We start from the raw sequence: 16,610 nt of genomic DNA, 5'->3' as shown, positions 1-16,610 counted from the left end.
TATCCATGTGCCACCTACTCAGTACAGATTCGGCTCCATCTCCAGCTCCACGCCAAACCTGGCGAAGATATCAGCCTGAATTTTCTGCGCCAGCGCATGCAACTGCGCCCCCGAGGCCTGGCCATAATTGACCAGTACCAACGACTGCAACCGATGCACGCCGGCATCGCCATCGCGATAGCCTTTCCACCCTGCCTGCTCGATCAACCAGCCCGCCGCCAGCTTGAGCTGACCATCGGCCTGCGGATAAGCCACCACACCCGGATAGCGAGCGCGAAGCTGCTCGCCGAGCGCGGCGCTGACCAGCGGATTCTTGAAGAAGCTACCAGCATTACCCAGTTCGAGCGGGTCAGGCAGTTTCTCGCGACGAATGCTGCAGATCGCATCGCTGATTGCCTGCGCGGTCGGCTCGACGACCCCCTGCTCGTGCAGGCGCTGACGCACTGGGCCGTAGTCCAGGTGCGCATGCAAGCTGCGGCTCAGGGCAAAGCGCACGCGCAGGATCAACCAGCGGCCGGGATTGCGCTTGAACAGGCTGTCGCGGTAACCAAACCCGCACTCCTCAAGGGAAAAATCCTTGAGCTCACCTGTTTCACGGTCGAGTGCGGTCAAGCCGGCAAACACGTCTTTGATCTCGACGCCATACGCGCCGACGTTCTGCATCGGCGCGGCACCGACGGTGCCGGGAATCAGGCTGAGGTTTTCCAACCCGCTGCAACCCTGCGCCAGGCTCCACTGCACAAACTCATGCCAAGGTTCACCGGCTTCAGCCTCGACTACCACGCGATCGCCCTCCTCACTCAGCAGCCGCCGGCCACGGCTGGCCATATGCAGCACCAGCGCGCTGATGTCACCGGTCAACAGCAGGTTGCTGCCACCGCCGATGACCAGCACCGGAAGCTCAAGGCGGGCTGCTTCGAGCAATGCCGCCCGCACCTCGGCGTCGCTGTGCGCCTGGGCGAAATAGCGGGCCTTGACGTCAATACCAAAGGTGTTGAAAGGCTTGAGCGATACCTGCTGTTGCCAGGTGGCAGTCATAGCCGACCCCTGATTTCATCGACCAACTGCTCGCACGCCAGCTCTATCAGGTCCAACACCTGCTCGAATCCGGCCGCGCCGCCGTAATACGGGTCGGGGACTTCATCCAACGCGCCGTCATAGCGACGCAGGAACAAATCCAGCTCGCCCTTGGACGCCGGCGGGCGTATGGCCTTGAGGTCGGCGAGGTTGCTGGCATCCATGGCCAGCACCAGATCGTTCTCGGCAAAATGGCCGGCCTTGACCTGCTGGGCACGTTGCGCCGACAGGTCATAGCCGCGCGCCAGCGCTGCCTTGCAGGTGCGCGCGTCCGGCGCCTTGCCCACGTGCCAGTCGCCCGTACCGGCCGATGCCACTTCTACCTGGTCGGCCAGCCCGGCGCGTTGCAACTGATGGCGCAACACCCCTTCTGCGGTGGGCGAGCGGCAAATATTGCCCAGGCACACAAACAAGACGCGCATCAGGCCTCCAACAAGCGCCGAACGCGCTCCAGATCTTCTGGGGTATCAACGCCCACGGCGGGAGCCTCGAGCGCATCTTCAACGTGGATACGCACGCCATGCCACAGCGCTCGCAGCTGCTCCAGCGCTTCGGTCTGCTCGAGCCAGCACGGCCCCCAGTTGACGAAGTCCTGAAGAAAACCGACGCGGTAGGCATACATGCCGATATGGCGGCGATAAGGCACTGCCGGCGGCAACTGCTCGCGGTTCACGGCAAACGCATCGCGGGCCCACGGCAACGGTGCACGGCTGAAGCTCAGGGCCAGGCCATTCTTGTCGCTGACTACCTTGACCGCATTGGGATTGAACACCGTCTGCGGCTCATGGATCGGCTCAGCCAGGGTGGCGATGCCAGCTTCCGGGTGCGCAGCGAGGTTGGCCGCGACCTGGTCGATGATCACCGGCGGGATCAAAGGCTCGTCGCCCTGCACGTTGACGACGATGGCATCACTGGCCAAACCCAGCTGGGCGGCAACTTCGGCCAAGCGATCGGTGCCCGATTCGTGCTCAGCGCAGGTCAGCAATACCTCGGCACCAAATGCCTGGCAGGCGGCAACGATGCTGGCGTCATCGGTGGCGATCACCACCCGGCTTGCGCTGCTTTTGCGCGCCTGTTCCCAGACGTGCTGGACCATCGGCTTGCCAGCGATCAACAGCAGCGGCTTGCCCGGCAGGCGCGTGGAGCGCAGCCGGGCGGGGATGACCACAGTGAAGTCCAGGCTCATTTGTCCAGACGCTCGTCGTCGGTCAAGGTGCGTGCTTCGCTTTCCAGCATGACCGGGATGCCATCGCGCACCGGGTAGGCCAGGCCTGCGCCTTTGCTGATCAGCTCGGTCTTGTCGGCGCTGAGCTTGAGCGGGCCTTTGGTGATCGGGCAAGCCAGGATATCAAGCAGTTTGGTGTCCATGAGTGCGTCCTTGGGGCCAAGCGGCCGGAAAATTGAACAGGGTCAGGGCTGCTGCGCAGGCAGCAGACGCTCAAGCTGGGCGTCGAACCAGGTAATGAAGGCCGGTGACGGTTGCGCCTCGACTGTCAGATACCACCAGTCGTCAGCGGCAAAGGCACGGCATTTCACCGCATCTTTTTCGGTCATCACCAGCGGCAGCGTCGGGCTGAACGTCAGCGCTTCGGCGCTGAACTGCGCATGGTCGGCAAACGGGTGCGGCACCGGCTGCCAGTTTAGCTGCAGCAGGGTGTTGAAGAAACGTTGTGGATTACCGATGCCAGCCACCGCATGCACGGCCTGGCCAGGGCTGAAATGGTCAAGCCCACGGCGTTGGTCACTGCGCAGGTTGACCAACGCCGAAGGCTTGAGTTGAAAGGCGAAGCCGTCTTCGCGGTCGCTGCTGGCACCGTTGTAGAGCAGCGCGTCGACCTCATCGAGGCGCTCGACCGGCTCGCGCAGTGGCCCTGCGGGCAGGCATCGGCGATTGCCCAAGCCCCGTGCGGCATCGATCAGCACCAGCTCAAGGTCACGCGCCAGGCGGTAATGCTGCATGCCGTCGTCGCAAAGGATCAGGTCGAGGGGTTCGCTGGCAAGCAGCCCGCGTACGGCCGCCGAACGGTCGGGATCGATCATCAGCGGCACACCGGTGCGCTGAACGATCAACAACGGCTCGTCGCCGGCATGCTCGGCGCTGTGCTCCGCCGCCACCCGCCAGGGCAGCGAAGGCGGCTTGGCACCGTAACCGCGGCTGACCACACCGACGCGCAAGCCCCGCTTGCGGCAGTGTTCGATCAGCCAGAGGATCATCGGCGTCTTGCCGGTGCCGCCAACGGTAATATTGCCGACCACAATGACCGGCACCGGCGCGCGGTAAGCGGCGCTTGCACCACTGACGAAGCGCGTACGCTTGCGCAGCACGACGCGACGGTACAACAGCTCCAGCGGCCGCAACAAGGCCAGCGCCGGGTGGCCGTTGTACCAGGCAGCGAGCAAGCGCTCGGTGAAAGCCATCAGGGCGTCCCCGCTGCGGCCTCGACCGTGGTCATGCGCAGCTGGCTGAAACCGAGCTTGCCCGCCGCGTCCATGGCCGTCACCACCGACTGATGCGGGGTCTTGCCATCTGCGCTGATCGACAACGGCAGCTTGGTATCACCGCCAGATTCCTGCTGCAGCGCTTCGACCAGAGTGGCCAGGTCGCTTTTCGGCAGCAGATGATTGTTCACCGAGTACACCCCGTCGGCACTGATGGTGATATCCACCCGCTTGCCCTCGTCGGCCTCGGCCGGCGCGCCTGTAGAGGCCTCCGGCAGTTCGACCCGCAGTTGGTTTTCGCGGGTGAAGGTGGTGGTGACGACGAAGAACAGCAGCAGCACGAACACCACGTCGATCAACGACGCCAGGTTGATGTCGACGTTCTCCCGCGCACGGTTGCGCCGAAACTTCACGCCTTGACTCCCGCCACTTCCACTTCGCGATCACCTTGCACGACTTCGACCAGCTTGATCGCCTCTTGCTCCATACCGACCACCAACTCGTCGATGCGACGCAGCAGGAAGCGGTGGAAGAACACCGCCGGGATACCGACCATCAGGCCTGCAGCCGTGGTCACCAGGGCTTTGGAGATGCCACCGGCGAGCACCGAAGCGTTGGCGGTCATCTGCGACCCCATGAACGCGCTGAAGATGTCGATCATGCCCAGCACGGTACCGAGCAGACCCAGCAGCGGTGCCATCGCAGCGATGGTGCCGAGCGTGCTGATATAGCGTTCGAGCTCGTGAATAACCCGCGAGGCGGCTTCTTCAATGCACTCTTTCATGATTTCGCGGCCATGGCGCGAATTGGCCAGGCCGGCAGCAAGGATCTCGCCCAGCGGCGAGTCAGCGCGCAGGCTCTTGAGCTTGTCACTGGTGAGCTGCTTGTCCTTGATCCACATCCACACCTGACCCAGCAGGTGCGGCGGGGTTACGCGACTGGCACGCAGGGTCCACAGGCGTTCGACGACGATAGCCATGGCAACGATGGAGCTCAGAATGATCGGCAGCATCATCCAACCACCGGACTTTACCAATTCCCACACAGTAATCATCCCCTCGAAAAAGGCCGCCACTCTACCATAGGATCGCCCTCGGCTGAGTTGCCGGAGGTCGCAACAATGCGCGTGCCGGGGTCATTCTTTGTCACGCCAGAACCTGCGCTGGGCACGCTGCCCGGCAACCTGGGATTGAGCGCCCAGGCGCAAGCTCAAGGCGCCCTCTATGGCGGTGTCGTGAATCGCCAGCCCATGGCGCTGGTAGCGTTCCAGCACCTGCACATGCGGGTGGCCGAAACCGTTGTGCGCACCGCGGGAAATCAATACGCCGCGCGGCCTGGTGGCAGCAATGAACGCCTCGGTGGAGGAACTGCGACTGCCGTGGTGCGGTGACTGCAGCCAGTCGATGCGTTTGCCTTCATGCGCCGCCAGCCAGGCGCGTTCGGCGCTGGCTTCAATGTCACCGGCCAACAGCAGACGCTCGCCCTGCGCCTCGACCAGCAATACGCAGGAGCGGTCATTGCTCGAGCGCCCCTGCGGCCAATGCCAGAGTGAAAAGTCGACACCGTCCCACTGCCAGCCCTGCCCCGTCTCGCAGCTTTGTGCCTGGAAGGCCTGCTCCGACTCACCGACCACAACGCGCTCGACCGACAGGCCGCGCTGCACGGCCGCTGCGCCGCCGGCATGGTCGGCATGGGCATGGCTGATCAGCAGCACATCCAGTCGATCGACGCCCAGTTTACGCAAAGTGGGCAGCACTACACTTTCGCCCAGATCGCTCTCGCCGCGCGCTGGGCCAGCATCGTAGAGCAGGCTGTGGTTCCGCGTGCGCAAAAGGATCGCCAGGCCTTGGCCGACGTCCAGCTGCAGCACCTCGATCTGCCCCTGCGGCAACGACTTGCCAGGCACCCACAGCGCCAGCAGCATCAGCGCGCCCAGGCCACGCATGGGTACGCCACGGGGCAGCAACACGATCAACGCGCCACTGAGCACCAGCAACCAGGCCAGTAGCGGCAACTGCCGGGCAATCCATGCCGGTTGCCACTGAGCCACCACCGTCAGCACGTCGAACAACCCAGCCAGCGCTGCGCCGGCCAGCCATAGCAGCAGTTCGCCAAACCCCGCCAGCGGCAGCAACAAGGTGCCCAGCAACGCCAAGGGCAGCACCACGAAGCTGATCCAGGGCACCGCGAGCAGATTAGCCAACGGCGCGCTCAGACTGATCGGCAGGCCCAGCGCCAGCATCGCCGGCAACAAGCCGATGGCGATCACCCACTGCGCACGTGTCCACGCTTGCCAAGGCCGCCAACCGCCAAGGCGCTGGGCAAAGCAGTAGATCAGCACTGCCACCGCGCCAAACGACAACCAGAATCCGGGCAGCAAACTGGCCAACGGCTCAACCAGCAACACACCGCACAGCGCCATCAACAGTGGTACAAAGGCGCTCAATTGGCGAAAACGCAGGCGCCAGAGCAGCACCACCGCCAGCATCAGACAGGCCCGCTGCACCGGCACGCCAAACCCCGCCAGCCAGCCGTAGCCCAGCGCGGCCGTCATGGCCAGCCCGCACGCCCACGGCAGCCATGGCCAGCGCCGCGGCCAACCTCCGTAACGTGCCAGCCCCGCCACCAGGCCGTAGACCAACCCTGCGACCAACCCGATGTGTTGGCCCGAGATGACCAACAAGTGCACCGTGCCGGTCGCCTGCAGCGCTTGCCAGTCTTGCCTGGCCAGCCCCGAGCCATCGCCCAGAACCAGCGCCGCCAACGCCGCTTCGCGGCCCCAGGCATCCACTGCCAGCAGGCGCTGGCGCAGACTGTCGCGCCAGCCGCCGGCCACCGGCTCCAGCAACTCTCCCGCCTTGACCGTGCCAGTGGCGCCGATGCGCCGGGCCAACAGCGTCGCCTCGCGGTCCGGCCCATGTGGATTGATCAGGCCGCGCGGGCGTTTCAGGGTCACGGCCAGGCGCCAGCGCTCTCCGGCACGAATCTCTGGGCCGTCGAACCAGCTCAGTTGCAAGCGCCTGGGTAATTCGGCGCGGCGCGAAGCGGGTTCCTCCAGCTCGAAGCGCACACCGTGGGCCGATACCGCTGGCAGGCCGACCACGCGCCCCTCAAGCCATAGCGTGCGGCCATCGAGCGAATGCGCCAGACGATCATCCAGCGCCTGCTGCGCCGACCAGCACGCCCAGCAAAAGCCCAGCAGCAAGCAGCCCAGCGGCCAGACTCGCGTAGCCAGGCAGCCAAGCGCAGCGAGCAGCATCAAGACTAGCCAGCCGACCGTCGGCAGAACGGGTAGAAAGCCCAGGCACAACAGCCCGAGCGCAAGCGCCAACATCCCTGTGCGCATAAGGTAGAGCTCCGCAAGCAAGACAGCCTGCAGAGGAATAGCGTATTTAAGGGTCAGTCTTGCTCAACAATTGTCACAAACTCTGAACAAGCCATTCCGGGAATCAAGGCATACTTGCCCGATCACTGCCCCGGGAGCCCCCATGCCGCGCCGCCTGTTCAAACGGTACATGCCGGATCCGACCAGCATTCGGGAACACAAGTCCTTACGCTTTTTCGGCAAGCTGCTGCACGACCCCAACCTCTGGCACCTGAACCGTCATTCAGTGGCACGGGCCATGGGCGTGGGCCTGTTTGCCGCATTGATCCCGATGCCGATGCAGATGCTGCTGGCCGCCAGTCTGGCGATCCCGCTGCGGGGCAACCTGCCGATTGCGGTCAGCCTGGTCTGGCTAACCAATCCGCTGACCATGCCGCCGGTGTTCTTCGTCACCTACATGACAGGCGCCTGGCTGCTGCAGACGCCACCACGCAGCCTGCCCGACGACCTCACCTTCGAGTGGATCACCGACCAGCTGGCTACCGTGTGGCAGCCATTTATGCTCGGCTCAGTGGTGTGCGGCGTGGTGCTGGGCATCGCCGCCTACTTCATCACCATGAGCTACTGGCGCTGGTGGGTCGGCCGCCAGTGGCGGCGCCGCAAGCAACGTATGTCATGCACGCATGCCGCGGCCGCTGACCAGCAGGCGAATGCACAGGGCATACAGCACAGCCGTGGCCACCAGCATGAAGGTGATCGCAGTACCGATACTGATATCCGAAACCCCTAGGATGCCGTAGCGGAACGAGTTGACCATGTGCAGCACCGGGTTCGCCAGCGACACCACCTGCCAGAACGGCGGCAGCAGGCTGATCGAGTAGAACACCCCGCCCAGGTAGGTCAGCGGGGTCAGCACGAAGGTCGGGATGATCGAAATATCATCGAAGTTGCGCGCAAACACTGCGTTGACGAAGCCCAGCAGCGAGAAGATGGTTGCGGTCAACAGCACTACCACCACGGTCACGCCCAGGTGATGCACCTGCAGGTGGGTGAAGAACATCGACAGGATGGTCACGATCACCCCTACCGCCAACCCACGCAGCACGCCGCCGAGCACATAGCCGATAAGAATGGTGTGCGGCGACACCGGCGACACCATCAGCTCCTCGATCGAGCGTTGGAATTTGCTGCCGAAGAAGCTCGAGACCACATTGCCATAGGAGTTGGTGATCACCGACATCATGATCAGCCCAGGCACGATGTACTCCATGTAGGTGAAGCCACCCATGTCGCCAATCTGCCGACCGATCAGGTTGCCGAAGATGACGAAGTACAACACCATGGTGATGGCCGGCGGCAGCAGCGTCTGCGGCCAGATCCGCAGGAAGCGACGCACTTCGCGGTAGACGATGGTATTCAGAGCGACCCAGTTGGTGCGCAGTTCCACACTCATACGGCCACCTTCGACAGGTTTTTCTCTACCAGTGACACGAACAACTCCTCAAGCCGGTTGGTCTTGTTGCGCAGGCTCTGCACCTCGATGTTCTGCAAGGCCAGCTGGCCGAACAGCGCGGTGATGCCGATATCCTTGTCGACCTGCACTTCCAGCGTGTGCGGGGTGATCAGCCGGCACGGGTAGCCGTGCAGGGTTGGCACCGTGGTCAGGTCCTGCTTCAAGTCCAGCACAAAAGTCTCGACATGCAGCGTGCCGAGCAGTTTGCGCATGCTGGTGTTTTCGACAATGGTGCCGTGGTCGATGATGCCGATGTTGCGGCACAGCTGCTCGGCCTCTTCCAGGTAATGCGTGGTCAGGATGATGGTGATGCCTTTCTCGTTGAGCTCGGTGAGAAAGCTCCACATCGACCGACGCAGCTCGATATCGACGCCCGCGGTTGGCTCGTCGAGGATCAACAGGCGTGGCTCGTGAATCAGTGCACGGGCGATCATCAGCCGACGCTTCATGCCGCCAGACAATGAGCGTGATGGCACGTCGCGCTTGTCCCACAGGCCCAACTGGGTCAAGTACTGCTCGGCGCGTTCCTTGGCCAGCTTGGGCGGGATGCCGTAGTAGCCGGCCTGGGTGACGACGATATCGAAGGTCTTTTCAAACTGGTTAAAGTTGAATTCCTGCGGCACCACGCCCAGGCAACGCTTCAGCGCGGCTGGCTCGCGGTCCAGATCATGGCCAAAGACATTGACGCTGCCGCTGGTCTTGTTGACCAGGGTCGAGAGAATGCCGATGGTGGTGGATTTGCCGGCGCCGTTGGGGCCGAGCAAGGCGAAGAAGTCACCTTCGGCGACATCCAGATCAATACCCTTGAGGGCCTGGAAGCCGTTGCCGTAGGTTTTGGTCAGCTGTCGGATGGACAGAGCAGAACTCATAGCGGGTCACGTACCATTCTAGGAGGTTCAGGACACGCCAGATCAGGTCACTGGCGCAGTGAGTGCGGCCATGGTGCAAGCCAGGGCCACACAAGTACAGTCATGTGCATTGATAGTGACTATCGAAAGCGCACAGGTGTTCGATCAGGTCAGCGCGGTCATTACCGCCGCTTGATAGGCCGGCCGCGCCTTGAGGCGCTCATACCAGGCCTGCAGATGGGGCAACTCAGGGCGCTCGATGGGCATCTCGAACCAGGCGTAGGCGAAACAGCCCAGGGGAATGTCACCCATGCCGATCTGCTCGCCGGACAAGTACGGTTGCCTGGCCAAGGTCTCATCGGCGATCGTCAGCAGATTGCCACAGGACTTTAGCGCGGCGTTGATCGCCACCCAGTCGCGTTGCTCCTCGGGCGTGCGCAGGATGCCCCAGAACAGCGGCCGGAACGGCGTGGCCAGGGCTGACGTGGTCCAGTCCATCCATTTATCCGCCAGCGCTCGCTGGCGCGGGTCTTCCAGATACCAGCCCTGCTCGCGGCCGTACTCGGCGCACAGGTAGCGGACGATGGTGTTGGACTCCCACAGCACCAGGTCGTCATCTTCGAGCATCGGCACCAGGCCGTTAGGGTTGCGCGCGCGATATTCAGGGTCGTTGACCACACCAAAGGCGCCGCCAGCATCGATGGCCTGGAACTCCAGCCCGAGCTCGTGGGCAATCCACAGTGCCTTGCGCACATTGCTCGAATTTTTACGGCCCCAGATCTTCAGCATGGCAAGCTCCCTGTGTATGCAATAGACGCATCAGTCTACTCCAGCCGAGCACGCTTATGGGCGGGTGTTGTCGTATCACAGTCGTTCACGACACATGCGTTGACATCAACCTGGCGAACTCCCAAGGTCATGTCCTGTCACTGAACAGACGAGGCCGTTCGGCAGATGCCGGCTAAGCTCTGTGGGGTCGGCCCAAGCCCAAGCTTCCAAGGAGGAAGACCTATGTTGCTGTTGTGGTTGGTGGTGCTGCTGATTGGTGCGGCATATCTCACGCACCGGCGCTTGCCGCCTTTGCAGATCATCGGCATCGTTGCCGCCTATACCTTGCTGATGGGAATCTTCAGCAGTGCACCGGGCTGGTTACTGGTGCTGATCTGGCTGCCGCTGGCGGCGATCACCGCCCTGCTGGTGCTGCCTGACTGGCGGCGCAAGGTGTTTACCGGGCGCGTGTTCAGCTGGTTCCAGAAAACCCTGCCGCCGATGTCGCAGACCGAGCGCGAAGCGATCGACGCCGGCACGGTGTGGTGGGACGGCCAGCTGTTCAGCGGGCAACCGAACTGGAACACCCTGCTCGACTACCCCGCACCGAAGCTCACAGAAGAAGAACAGGCGTTCATCGACGGCCCGACCAACGAGCTGTGCGCGCTGGTCAGCGACTGGCAGATCGGCCAGGACCTCGACCTGCCGCCTGCGGCCTGGGCGCATATCAAGGCGCATGGCTTCTTCGCCCTGATCATCCCCAAGGAATACGGCGGCAAAGGCTTCTCGGCCTATGCCCATTCCCAGGTCGCGATGAAACTGGCCACCCGCAGCGGCGACCTGGCCTCAACGGTGATGGTGCCCAACTCGCTCGGCCCGGCCGAACTGCTGCTGCACTACGGCACCGACGAACAACGCAACCATTACCTGCCGCGGCTGGCGCGCGGTGACGAGATCCCCTGCTTCGCCCTGACCGGCCCACTGGCTGGCTCCGATGCCGGCGCCATGCCCGACACCGGCATCATCTGCAAGGGTGACTGGCAAGGCGAACAAGTGCTCGGCCTGCGCTTGAACTGGGAAAAGCGCTACATCACCCTCGGCCCCGTCGCCACCCTGCTCGGCCTGGCCTTCAAGGCCTATGACCCGGAGCATTTGCTCGGCGACCGGGAAGAACTGGGCATCAGCCTGGCCCTGATCCCGACCGACACCCCCGGCGTCGATATCGGCAAACGCCACCTGCCACTGGGCGCCGCCTTCATGAACGGCCCCAACAGCGGCAAGGACGTCTTTATCCCCTTGAGCTACCTGATCGGTGGCCAGGAAATGCTCGGCAAGGGCTGGATGATGCTGATGAACTGCCTGTCGGTAGGCCGCTCGATTTCGCTGCCTGCGGTCGGCACTGGCGCCGCCAAGTACACCAGTCTGGTGACTGGCCAGTACGCTCGCGTACGCGAACAGTTCAACGTGCCGCTGGCGGCGTTTGAAGGCATTCAGGAATCGCTGGCACGCATTGGCGGCAACGCCTGGCTGATGGACAGCGCCCGCCTGCTGACGGCCAAGGCTGTCGACCTCGGCGAGAAACCCTCGGTATTGTCGGCGATCCTCAAGTACCACCTCACCGAACGTGGCCGCGAGTGCATCCAGCACGCCATGGACGTGCATGGTGGCAAAGGCATCATCATGGGCCCGAACAACTACCTGGGCCGCAACTGGCAAGGCGCGCCGATCTTCATCACCGTCGAAGGCGCCAACATCCTTTCGCGCAACCTGATGATCTTTGGCCAGGGCGCGATCCGCTGTCATCCGTTCGTGCTCAAGGAAATGGCCCTGGCCGGCCGCGAAGACCGCGACCAGGCGCTCAAAGAGTTCGATGCGCTGCTGCTCAAACACATCGGCTTCGCCGTCGGCAACGCCGCCAGCACGCTGGTACTTGGGCTTGGTCTGGGCCGCTTCGAGCGCGTCCCCGGCGATGCCCTCAGCCAAGGCTACTTCCGCGCCCTCAACCGCCAGGCCGCAGCCTTTGCCCTGCTTGCCGACCTGTCGATGATGCTGCTGGGCGGCGCGCTGAAACGCCGTGAACGGCTCAGTGCACGCCTGGGCGATGTGCTCAGCTACCTCTACCTCGCCTCCGCCGCACTCAAGCGCTACCACGATCAAGGCTCGCCTGAATACCTGCAGCCGCTGCTGCGCTGGGCCATGGAAGAAAGCCTGGGCAAGGCCGAGCACGCACTGGACAGCCTGCTCGACAACTTCCCCAACCGCTTCGTCGGCTGCGCCCTGCGCGTGCTGGTGTTCCCCTTCGGCCGCCAGCACACCGGGCCGAGTGATGCCCTCGACGCCGAAGTTGCCGAGTTGATCGGCCGCGGCAAAGGCGATCCGGCACTGGAAGAGCTGCTCGCCGGTTGCTACCGCCCGGATAGCCAAGGTGATCCGGTCGCTGCCCTGCAGCACGCCTGTGACCTGCTCGACGACGCAGCACCGCTGCACAAAACCCTGCATCAAGCGATCAAGCAGGGCAAGGTCGCACCAGCGCCTGGTCAGTCAGTGATCGATGCAGCGGTCACTGCCGGCGTGTTGCAGCCTGACGAAGGTCAACGCCTGCACGCCGCTGAAGCAGCGCGACGGGTGGTGATCGACGTTGACGCCTTCGACAAAGAGCAACTGCTGCCAACTGCCGAAAAAGTGCGTTAAGGGCAACGGGGCCCAGCGTCGTGCTTCGGCACGGCGTTGGGTCGCCTGAGGCGGCATTCAGGCGTATACTCCGCGCCCCGTTTCAGCCAACCCCCGAGGAATCTGCTCATGGCCAACACCCACCTGGAGTATCACCTGCAACTGCTCCAACATCTGCGCACCATCCTGGTGGCCCTGGGCGAAGCCGAGCAAGTGCCGGATGAAAGCCACGCGCTGTTTCTCGAGCGCTTCGACGAGCTGCTGACCCTGCTGCCGCAAGATCCACTGGAAAGCCAGTACCTGGGCCAGGACCTGCTCTGCCAGGTTATCCAACGCTACCCGCAGATCGCCCACTTGGTCCCCCGTGACCTGCTGTGGTTCTTCGGCGGTGACTGCCTGCATTTCATGCCTGATGACGAGCTGGATTTGTATCAGACACTGGAAGAGCGCCGCTTCGAGGCAGAAGAGAACGATGAGCCGTTTGATTGGCACATGGAGAAGCGCCTGCTTAGCCAGGCGGCGCCGGGGGATACGCAGCACTGATAGCCCCACGTGCGGCTTGCTGACTCCAGTCTCATACAAATAGAGCAGTGATTTCTCACTGCTCTACTCCCCTTGCTACTAATACTTTCTTACCGTATCAACGGCACCCTTGTCGCACTCGATGGCATGAAGACTGCCTGCGGTGCCAGCCTGATTGCCAGTGCCAGACACGGCTCCGTGCATCGTTGAAGTACCGTTCACGCAACAGGCCTAAATCGCAGCCAAAAAAAACGCCACTTCAAACGAAGTGGCGTTTTCAAATTGGAGCGGGAAACGAGACTCGAACTCGCGACCCCGACCTTGGCAAGGTCGTGCTCTACCAACTGAGCTATTCCCGCGGGGTGAAGCAAACTGCTGATGGTGTGAAGCAGCACGAAACCCTTCACTACCCTGTACCGTCATGAACGCCACAGCTTTTAAACTGGAGCGGGAAACGAGACTCGAACTCGCGACCCCGACCTTGGCAAGGTCGTGCTCTACCAACTGAGCTATTCCCGCAAATGGCGTCCCCTAGGGGACTCGAACCCCTGTTACCGCCGTGAAAGGGCGATGTCCTAGGCCACTAGACGAAGGGGACAATGCCGACGCTTTGCAGCGCACCAGGTACAAGCCCTGGATTTCTTTTTTTCGAGCCCTGCCGTGAGGCAAAACCCTGAAAACTGGAGCGGGAAACGAGACTCGAACTCGCGACCCCGACCTTGGCAAGGTCGTGCTCTACCAACTGAGCTATTCCCGCAATGGCGTCCCCTAGGGGACTCGAACCCCTGTTACCGCCGTGAAAGGGCGGTGTCCTAGGCCACTAGACGAAGGGGACACGCTACATCTTCACTATTTATTACTGACTTGCTGCATCTAGCGGTTAGCTTTCCGCTGCAAGTGGCGCGCATTCTAGGGATGCCTTCGAAAGCCGTCAACCCCTTTGTATAAATTTATTGAAATCAATGACTTCGCCGCTGGCTGCGCAGCTATATAGGTAGCGTCCGGGGATTGGCGTTGATTTTTTGACAGCAGCCCGGCAAGCTCGCAGCAAAGTGCCACTAGCGATCAGCCGCGCTGCAGTTTTTGCCGTGCAGGCCGACACAGGATACAGGCATCGTGCCTGGCGTCCGCCAAGCTGCACTGTTCGCCCTCCAGCGAACTCACTACACTCATTGCAGCAAAACTTATTCATGAGGCGTTAACGGTGACACCACTTCTGATCACTCTGCTCATCGTTGCCGGCATTGCCCTGCTGATCGTCATCGGCTACCTCAACAATGTGGTCGAGAACAGCAAGCTCGAACGCGCACGGCTGAAAATCGAGCTGGCCGAGCGCGCACGCCGCTGCGGCGAAATCAACGAGACGTTCCCCGGGCAGCTGATGAGCCCGGCGCTGAAGCTGTTGATGACGCGCCTGGAACACAACGTCACGCAGCGCCAGCTGGCGGTGGACAAGAACAGCGCCCCCCTGAAAGCACGCCTGGCCGAGCTGGAAGGTTTGATTGCGCTGGGCGACAAGCTGCCGGTGAACAACCCACCGAGCCCGATCCAGACCGAAGTCAAAGCCAAGGATGTGCGTTTCCTGCTGGAAGCACTGCACAACCAGATCGTGCGTGCCACCCAGGAAGGCTTCCTGGCCAGCAACGAGGGCAAGTACTGGGTCAAGGAAATCCGCCATATCCTGGTGCTGCTGCACATCGAGTTCTTCAACAACCTCGGCCAGCAGGCACTCCAGCAAAATCAGCCTGGTCAGGCGCGGTTGGCCTTCGAGCGCGGCGTGCAGTACCTGCGCAAGCAGCAGGAGCCCAAGCAGTATGAAGAGCAGTTGACCTACTTGGAGAAGCTGCTGGCCCGCGCCAACGCTATGGTGCTGGACCAGATGGAGCCTGCCGAGAGCGACAACAATGAGTTGACCGAAGGCCTCAAGACCGACGAGGAAGAGACCTGGAAGAAAAAGGTCATCTACGACTGATTGGCATGCTGCATCGGTTGCAACACAGCACAAGGGGCCTGATCAGGCCCCTTGTCGTTTTCAGCAGTCGGTCAATTCCAGAAAGATCGCCGCCAATCGCTCCAGCCCCATCTGATCGGCCTCACTGAAACGCGCAAGCCTGGGACTGTCGAGGTCGAGCACGCCAATCAGCCTGCCCTCCTTCACCAGCGGAATCACCAGTTCGCTCTGCGATGCACTGTCACAGGCGATATGCCCGGGAAACGCGTGCACGTCTTCCACCCGCTGGGTCTGCCGGCTAGCTGCAGCCGCACCGCACACGCCCTTGCCGAAGGGAATGCGCACGCAGGCCACTTGCCCCTGGAATGGGCCAAGTACCAGCTCTTCGTCACGGTTGATATAGAAGCCGGCCCAGTTCAGGTCATCCAGCTGGCTGTACAGGAATGCCGAGAACTGCGCGGCATTGGCGATGAAGTCGCGCTCGTCGGCAAACAGCGCCTGCGCTTGCGCGGCCAGCAGGTGGTAGCCGTCCAGGCCTGCGCCACTGGCATTGAGGTCGATCATTTCAGTTTTGCTCCAGCAATTGCAGGCCGACCCAATAACGGGCGAACTGATAGGCACAGCGGCCGTTACGATTACCGCGTCCGGTGGCCCAGCGCACGGCGAGAATTTCCAGTGCTTCGTCGCGCTGCCATTGCAACCCGGCGGTACTGGCCAGTTGGCCGATCCAGTGCTCGACCACATCGAGGAAGTGCTCCTGGGTGAACGGGTAGAACGACAGCCACAGGCCGAAGCGGTCAGACAAGGCGATCTTGTCCTCCACCGCCTCGTTGGGGTGCAGCTCGCCGTCAACCATCTTCCAGTTTTCGTTGTCGCTCTGTTTCTCTGGCACTAGGTGGCGGCGGTTGGAGGTGGCGTACAGCAGGACGTTGTCCGGCGCCTGCTCCAGCGAGCCATCGAGCACGCTCTTGAGCACGCGGTAGTCGCCCTCGCCTGCTTCAAACGAGAGGTCATCGCAAAACAGCACGAAACGCTGCTTGAGCTTGCTCAACTGCTCGACCACCCGCGGCAAGTCGGCCAGGTGATCGCGCTCGATCTCGATCAAGCGCAGACCGGCGCCGGCGTGCTCGGCGAGCAAGGCGCGCACCAGCGACGACTTGCCGGTGCCACGCGAGCCCCACAGCAGAGCGTGGTTGGCAGGCAGGCCGTTGATGAATTGATGGGTGTTGCGGCCGAGTTGATCGCGCTGCTTGTCGACCCCGATCAGGTCGGACAGACGCATGTCCAGGCTGACTTCCAGCGGCATCAGGTAGCCGCTGCGGCCATCGCGCTGCCAACGGGCAGCCAGGGTGGTGTCCCAGTCGATCTGCGGGCGCAGCGCGGGCAGCAGCGGCTCGAGCCGGGCGAGCACCGATTCGGCGCGCTCGAGAAAGGCGGTGAGGCGGGGGTCCATGGTGACTCCTGGTTAAAACGGATTCAGGGAAAGGCTGAATGTTT

The 16,610-nt window shown here is 62.6% G+C and carries 17 protein-coding genes and 5 tRNA genes; 4 read left to right on the top strand and 18 right to left on the bottom strand.

Annotation, left to right across the window (positions count from 1 at the left end):
• Positions 1-18 precede the first annotated feature (18 nt).
• The 8 genes from murB to FW789_RS01130 form a co-directional block, all read right to left on the bottom strand.
• Entirely contained in the window at positions 19-1,038 is a 1,020-nt protein-coding gene (gene murB / locus FW789_RS01165) for a UDP-N-acetylmuramate dehydrogenase (protein WP_186700109.1), read from the bottom strand.
• The gene (locus FW789_RS01160) at positions 1,035-1,499 is read right to left on the bottom strand and encodes a low molecular weight protein-tyrosine-phosphatase (RefSeq protein WP_103438132.1); all 465 of its coding nucleotides are present in this window, start codon (positions 1,497-1,499) and stop codon (positions 1,035-1,037) included. The genes murB and FW789_RS01160 overlap by 4 nt, the downstream gene beginning before the upstream one ends.
• Positions 1,499-2,263: a 3-deoxy-manno-octulosonate cytidylyltransferase gene (kdsB, locus tag FW789_RS01155; protein WP_103438133.1), complete on the bottom strand. Its 765-nt coding sequence runs from the start codon at positions 2,261-2,263 to the stop codon at positions 1,499-1,501. The genes FW789_RS01160 and kdsB overlap by 1 nt, the downstream gene beginning before the upstream one ends.
• Positions 2,260-2,445 carry a Trm112 family protein gene (locus tag FW789_RS01150; RefSeq protein ID WP_028633616.1) on the bottom strand — a complete coding sequence of 62 codons (186 nt, stop codon included), beginning with the start codon at positions 2,443-2,445 and terminating at the stop codon, positions 2,260-2,262. Before FW789_RS01150 ends, kdsB begins: the two co-directional genes overlap by 4 nt.
• 42 nt (positions 2,446-2,487) lie before the next feature.
• Entirely contained in the window at positions 2,488-3,495 is a 1,008-nt protein-coding gene (lpxK, locus tag FW789_RS01145) for a tetraacyldisaccharide 4'-kinase (RefSeq protein WP_446430784.1), read from the bottom strand.
• Positions 3,495-3,929 carry an ExbD/TolR family protein gene (locus FW789_RS01140; RefSeq protein ID WP_060481531.1) on the bottom strand — a complete coding sequence of 145 codons (435 nt, stop codon included), beginning with the start codon at positions 3,927-3,929 and terminating at the stop codon, positions 3,495-3,497. The genes lpxK and FW789_RS01140 overlap by 1 nt, the downstream gene beginning before the upstream one ends.
• Entirely contained in the window at positions 3,926-4,561 is a 636-nt protein-coding gene (locus tag FW789_RS01135) for a MotA/TolQ/ExbB proton channel family protein (protein ID WP_060481604.1), read from the bottom strand. Before FW789_RS01135 ends, FW789_RS01140 begins: the two co-directional genes overlap by 4 nt.
• Positions 4,562-4,651: 90 nt before the next feature.
• Positions 4,652-6,862 (bottom strand): DNA internalization-related competence protein ComEC/Rec2, encoded by a 2,211-nt coding sequence (locus FW789_RS01130; RefSeq protein WP_446430783.1) that lies wholly within the window; start codon positions 6,860-6,862, stop codon positions 4,652-4,654.
• Between the two features lie 142 nt (positions 6,863-7,004).
• Between FW789_RS01130 and FW789_RS01125 the strand changes: the two genes are divergently transcribed.
• Entirely contained in the window at positions 7,005-7,631 is a 627-nt protein-coding gene (locus FW789_RS01125; protein ID WP_446430782.1) for a DUF2062 domain-containing protein, read from the top strand.
• On the opposite strand, the gene FW789_RS01120 is transcribed toward FW789_RS01125, so the two are convergent.
• From FW789_RS01120 to FW789_RS01110, 3 genes are all read right to left on the bottom strand, one after another.
• Positions 7,515-8,294, bottom strand: a complete 780-nt coding sequence (locus FW789_RS01120) for an ABC transporter permease (protein WP_101321513.1) — start codon at positions 8,292-8,294, stop codon at positions 7,515-7,517. The genes FW789_RS01125 and FW789_RS01120 overlap by 117 nt on opposite strands.
• Entirely contained in the window at positions 8,291-9,223 is a 933-nt protein-coding gene (locus FW789_RS01115; protein WP_060481534.1) for an ABC transporter ATP-binding protein, read from the bottom strand. Before FW789_RS01115 ends, FW789_RS01120 begins: the two co-directional genes overlap by 4 nt.
• A 144-nt stretch (positions 9,224-9,367) precedes the next feature.
• Positions 9,368-9,991, bottom strand: coding sequence for a glutathione S-transferase (locus tag FW789_RS01110; protein WP_103438137.1), 624 nt, complete (start codon positions 9,989-9,991; stop codon positions 9,368-9,370).
• Positions 9,992-10,213: 222 nt separating this feature from the next.
• Between FW789_RS01110 and FW789_RS01105 the strand changes: the two genes are divergently transcribed.
• Entirely contained in the window at positions 10,214-12,661 is a 2,448-nt protein-coding gene (locus FW789_RS01105; RefSeq protein WP_446430781.1) for an acyl-CoA dehydrogenase, read from the top strand.
• A 108-nt stretch (positions 12,662-12,769) separates the two neighbouring features.
• Entirely contained in the window at positions 12,770-13,183 is a 414-nt protein-coding gene (locus FW789_RS01100) for a PA2817 family protein (protein WP_103438139.1), read from the top strand.
• A 262-nt stretch (positions 13,184-13,445) separates the two neighbouring features.
• On the opposite strand, the gene FW789_RS01095 is transcribed toward FW789_RS01100, so the two are convergent.
• The 5 genes from FW789_RS01095 to FW789_RS01075 form a co-directional block, all read right to left on the bottom strand.
• Positions 13,446-13,521 (bottom strand) — tRNA-Gly (locus FW789_RS01095).
• A gap of 84 nt (positions 13,522-13,605) precedes the next feature.
• Positions 13,606-13,681 (bottom strand) — tRNA-Gly (locus FW789_RS01090).
• Between the two features lie 3 nt (positions 13,682-13,684).
• Positions 13,685-13,760 (bottom strand) — tRNA-Glu (locus FW789_RS01085).
• Positions 13,761-13,843: 83 nt separating this feature from the next.
• Positions 13,844-13,919 (bottom strand) — tRNA-Gly (locus FW789_RS01080).
• A gap of 2 nt (positions 13,920-13,921) precedes the next feature.
• A tRNA-Glu gene (locus FW789_RS01075) sits at positions 13,922-13,997 on the bottom strand.
• A gap of 369 nt (positions 13,998-14,366) precedes the next feature.
• Between FW789_RS01075 and FW789_RS01070 the strand changes: the two genes are divergently transcribed.
• Positions 14,367-15,134: a hypothetical protein gene (locus tag FW789_RS01070; RefSeq protein ID WP_103438140.1), complete on the top strand. Its 768-nt coding sequence runs from the start codon at positions 14,367-14,369 to the stop codon at positions 15,132-15,134.
• 60 nt (positions 15,135-15,194) lie between these two features.
• Here the strand turns inward: FW789_RS01070 and FW789_RS01065 are convergent, their stop codons facing one another.
• A complete protein-coding gene (locus tag FW789_RS01065; RefSeq protein ID WP_103438141.1) occupies positions 15,195-15,677 on the bottom strand; it encodes a GAF domain-containing protein in 483 nt (160 codons plus the stop codon).
• Between the two features lies 1 nt (position 15,678).
• Positions 15,679-16,566 carry an ATP-binding protein gene (locus tag FW789_RS01060; protein WP_103438142.1) on the bottom strand — a complete coding sequence of 296 codons (888 nt, stop codon included), beginning with the start codon at positions 16,564-16,566 and terminating at the stop codon, positions 15,679-15,681.
• Positions 16,567-16,610 lie beyond the last annotated feature (44 nt).

The organism is Pseudomonas sp. 1121_17 (assembly GCF_052850745.1).
The sequence above is the reverse complement of the archived record's forward strand: the minus strand, read 5'-3'. Positions and strand labels throughout refer to the sequence as shown.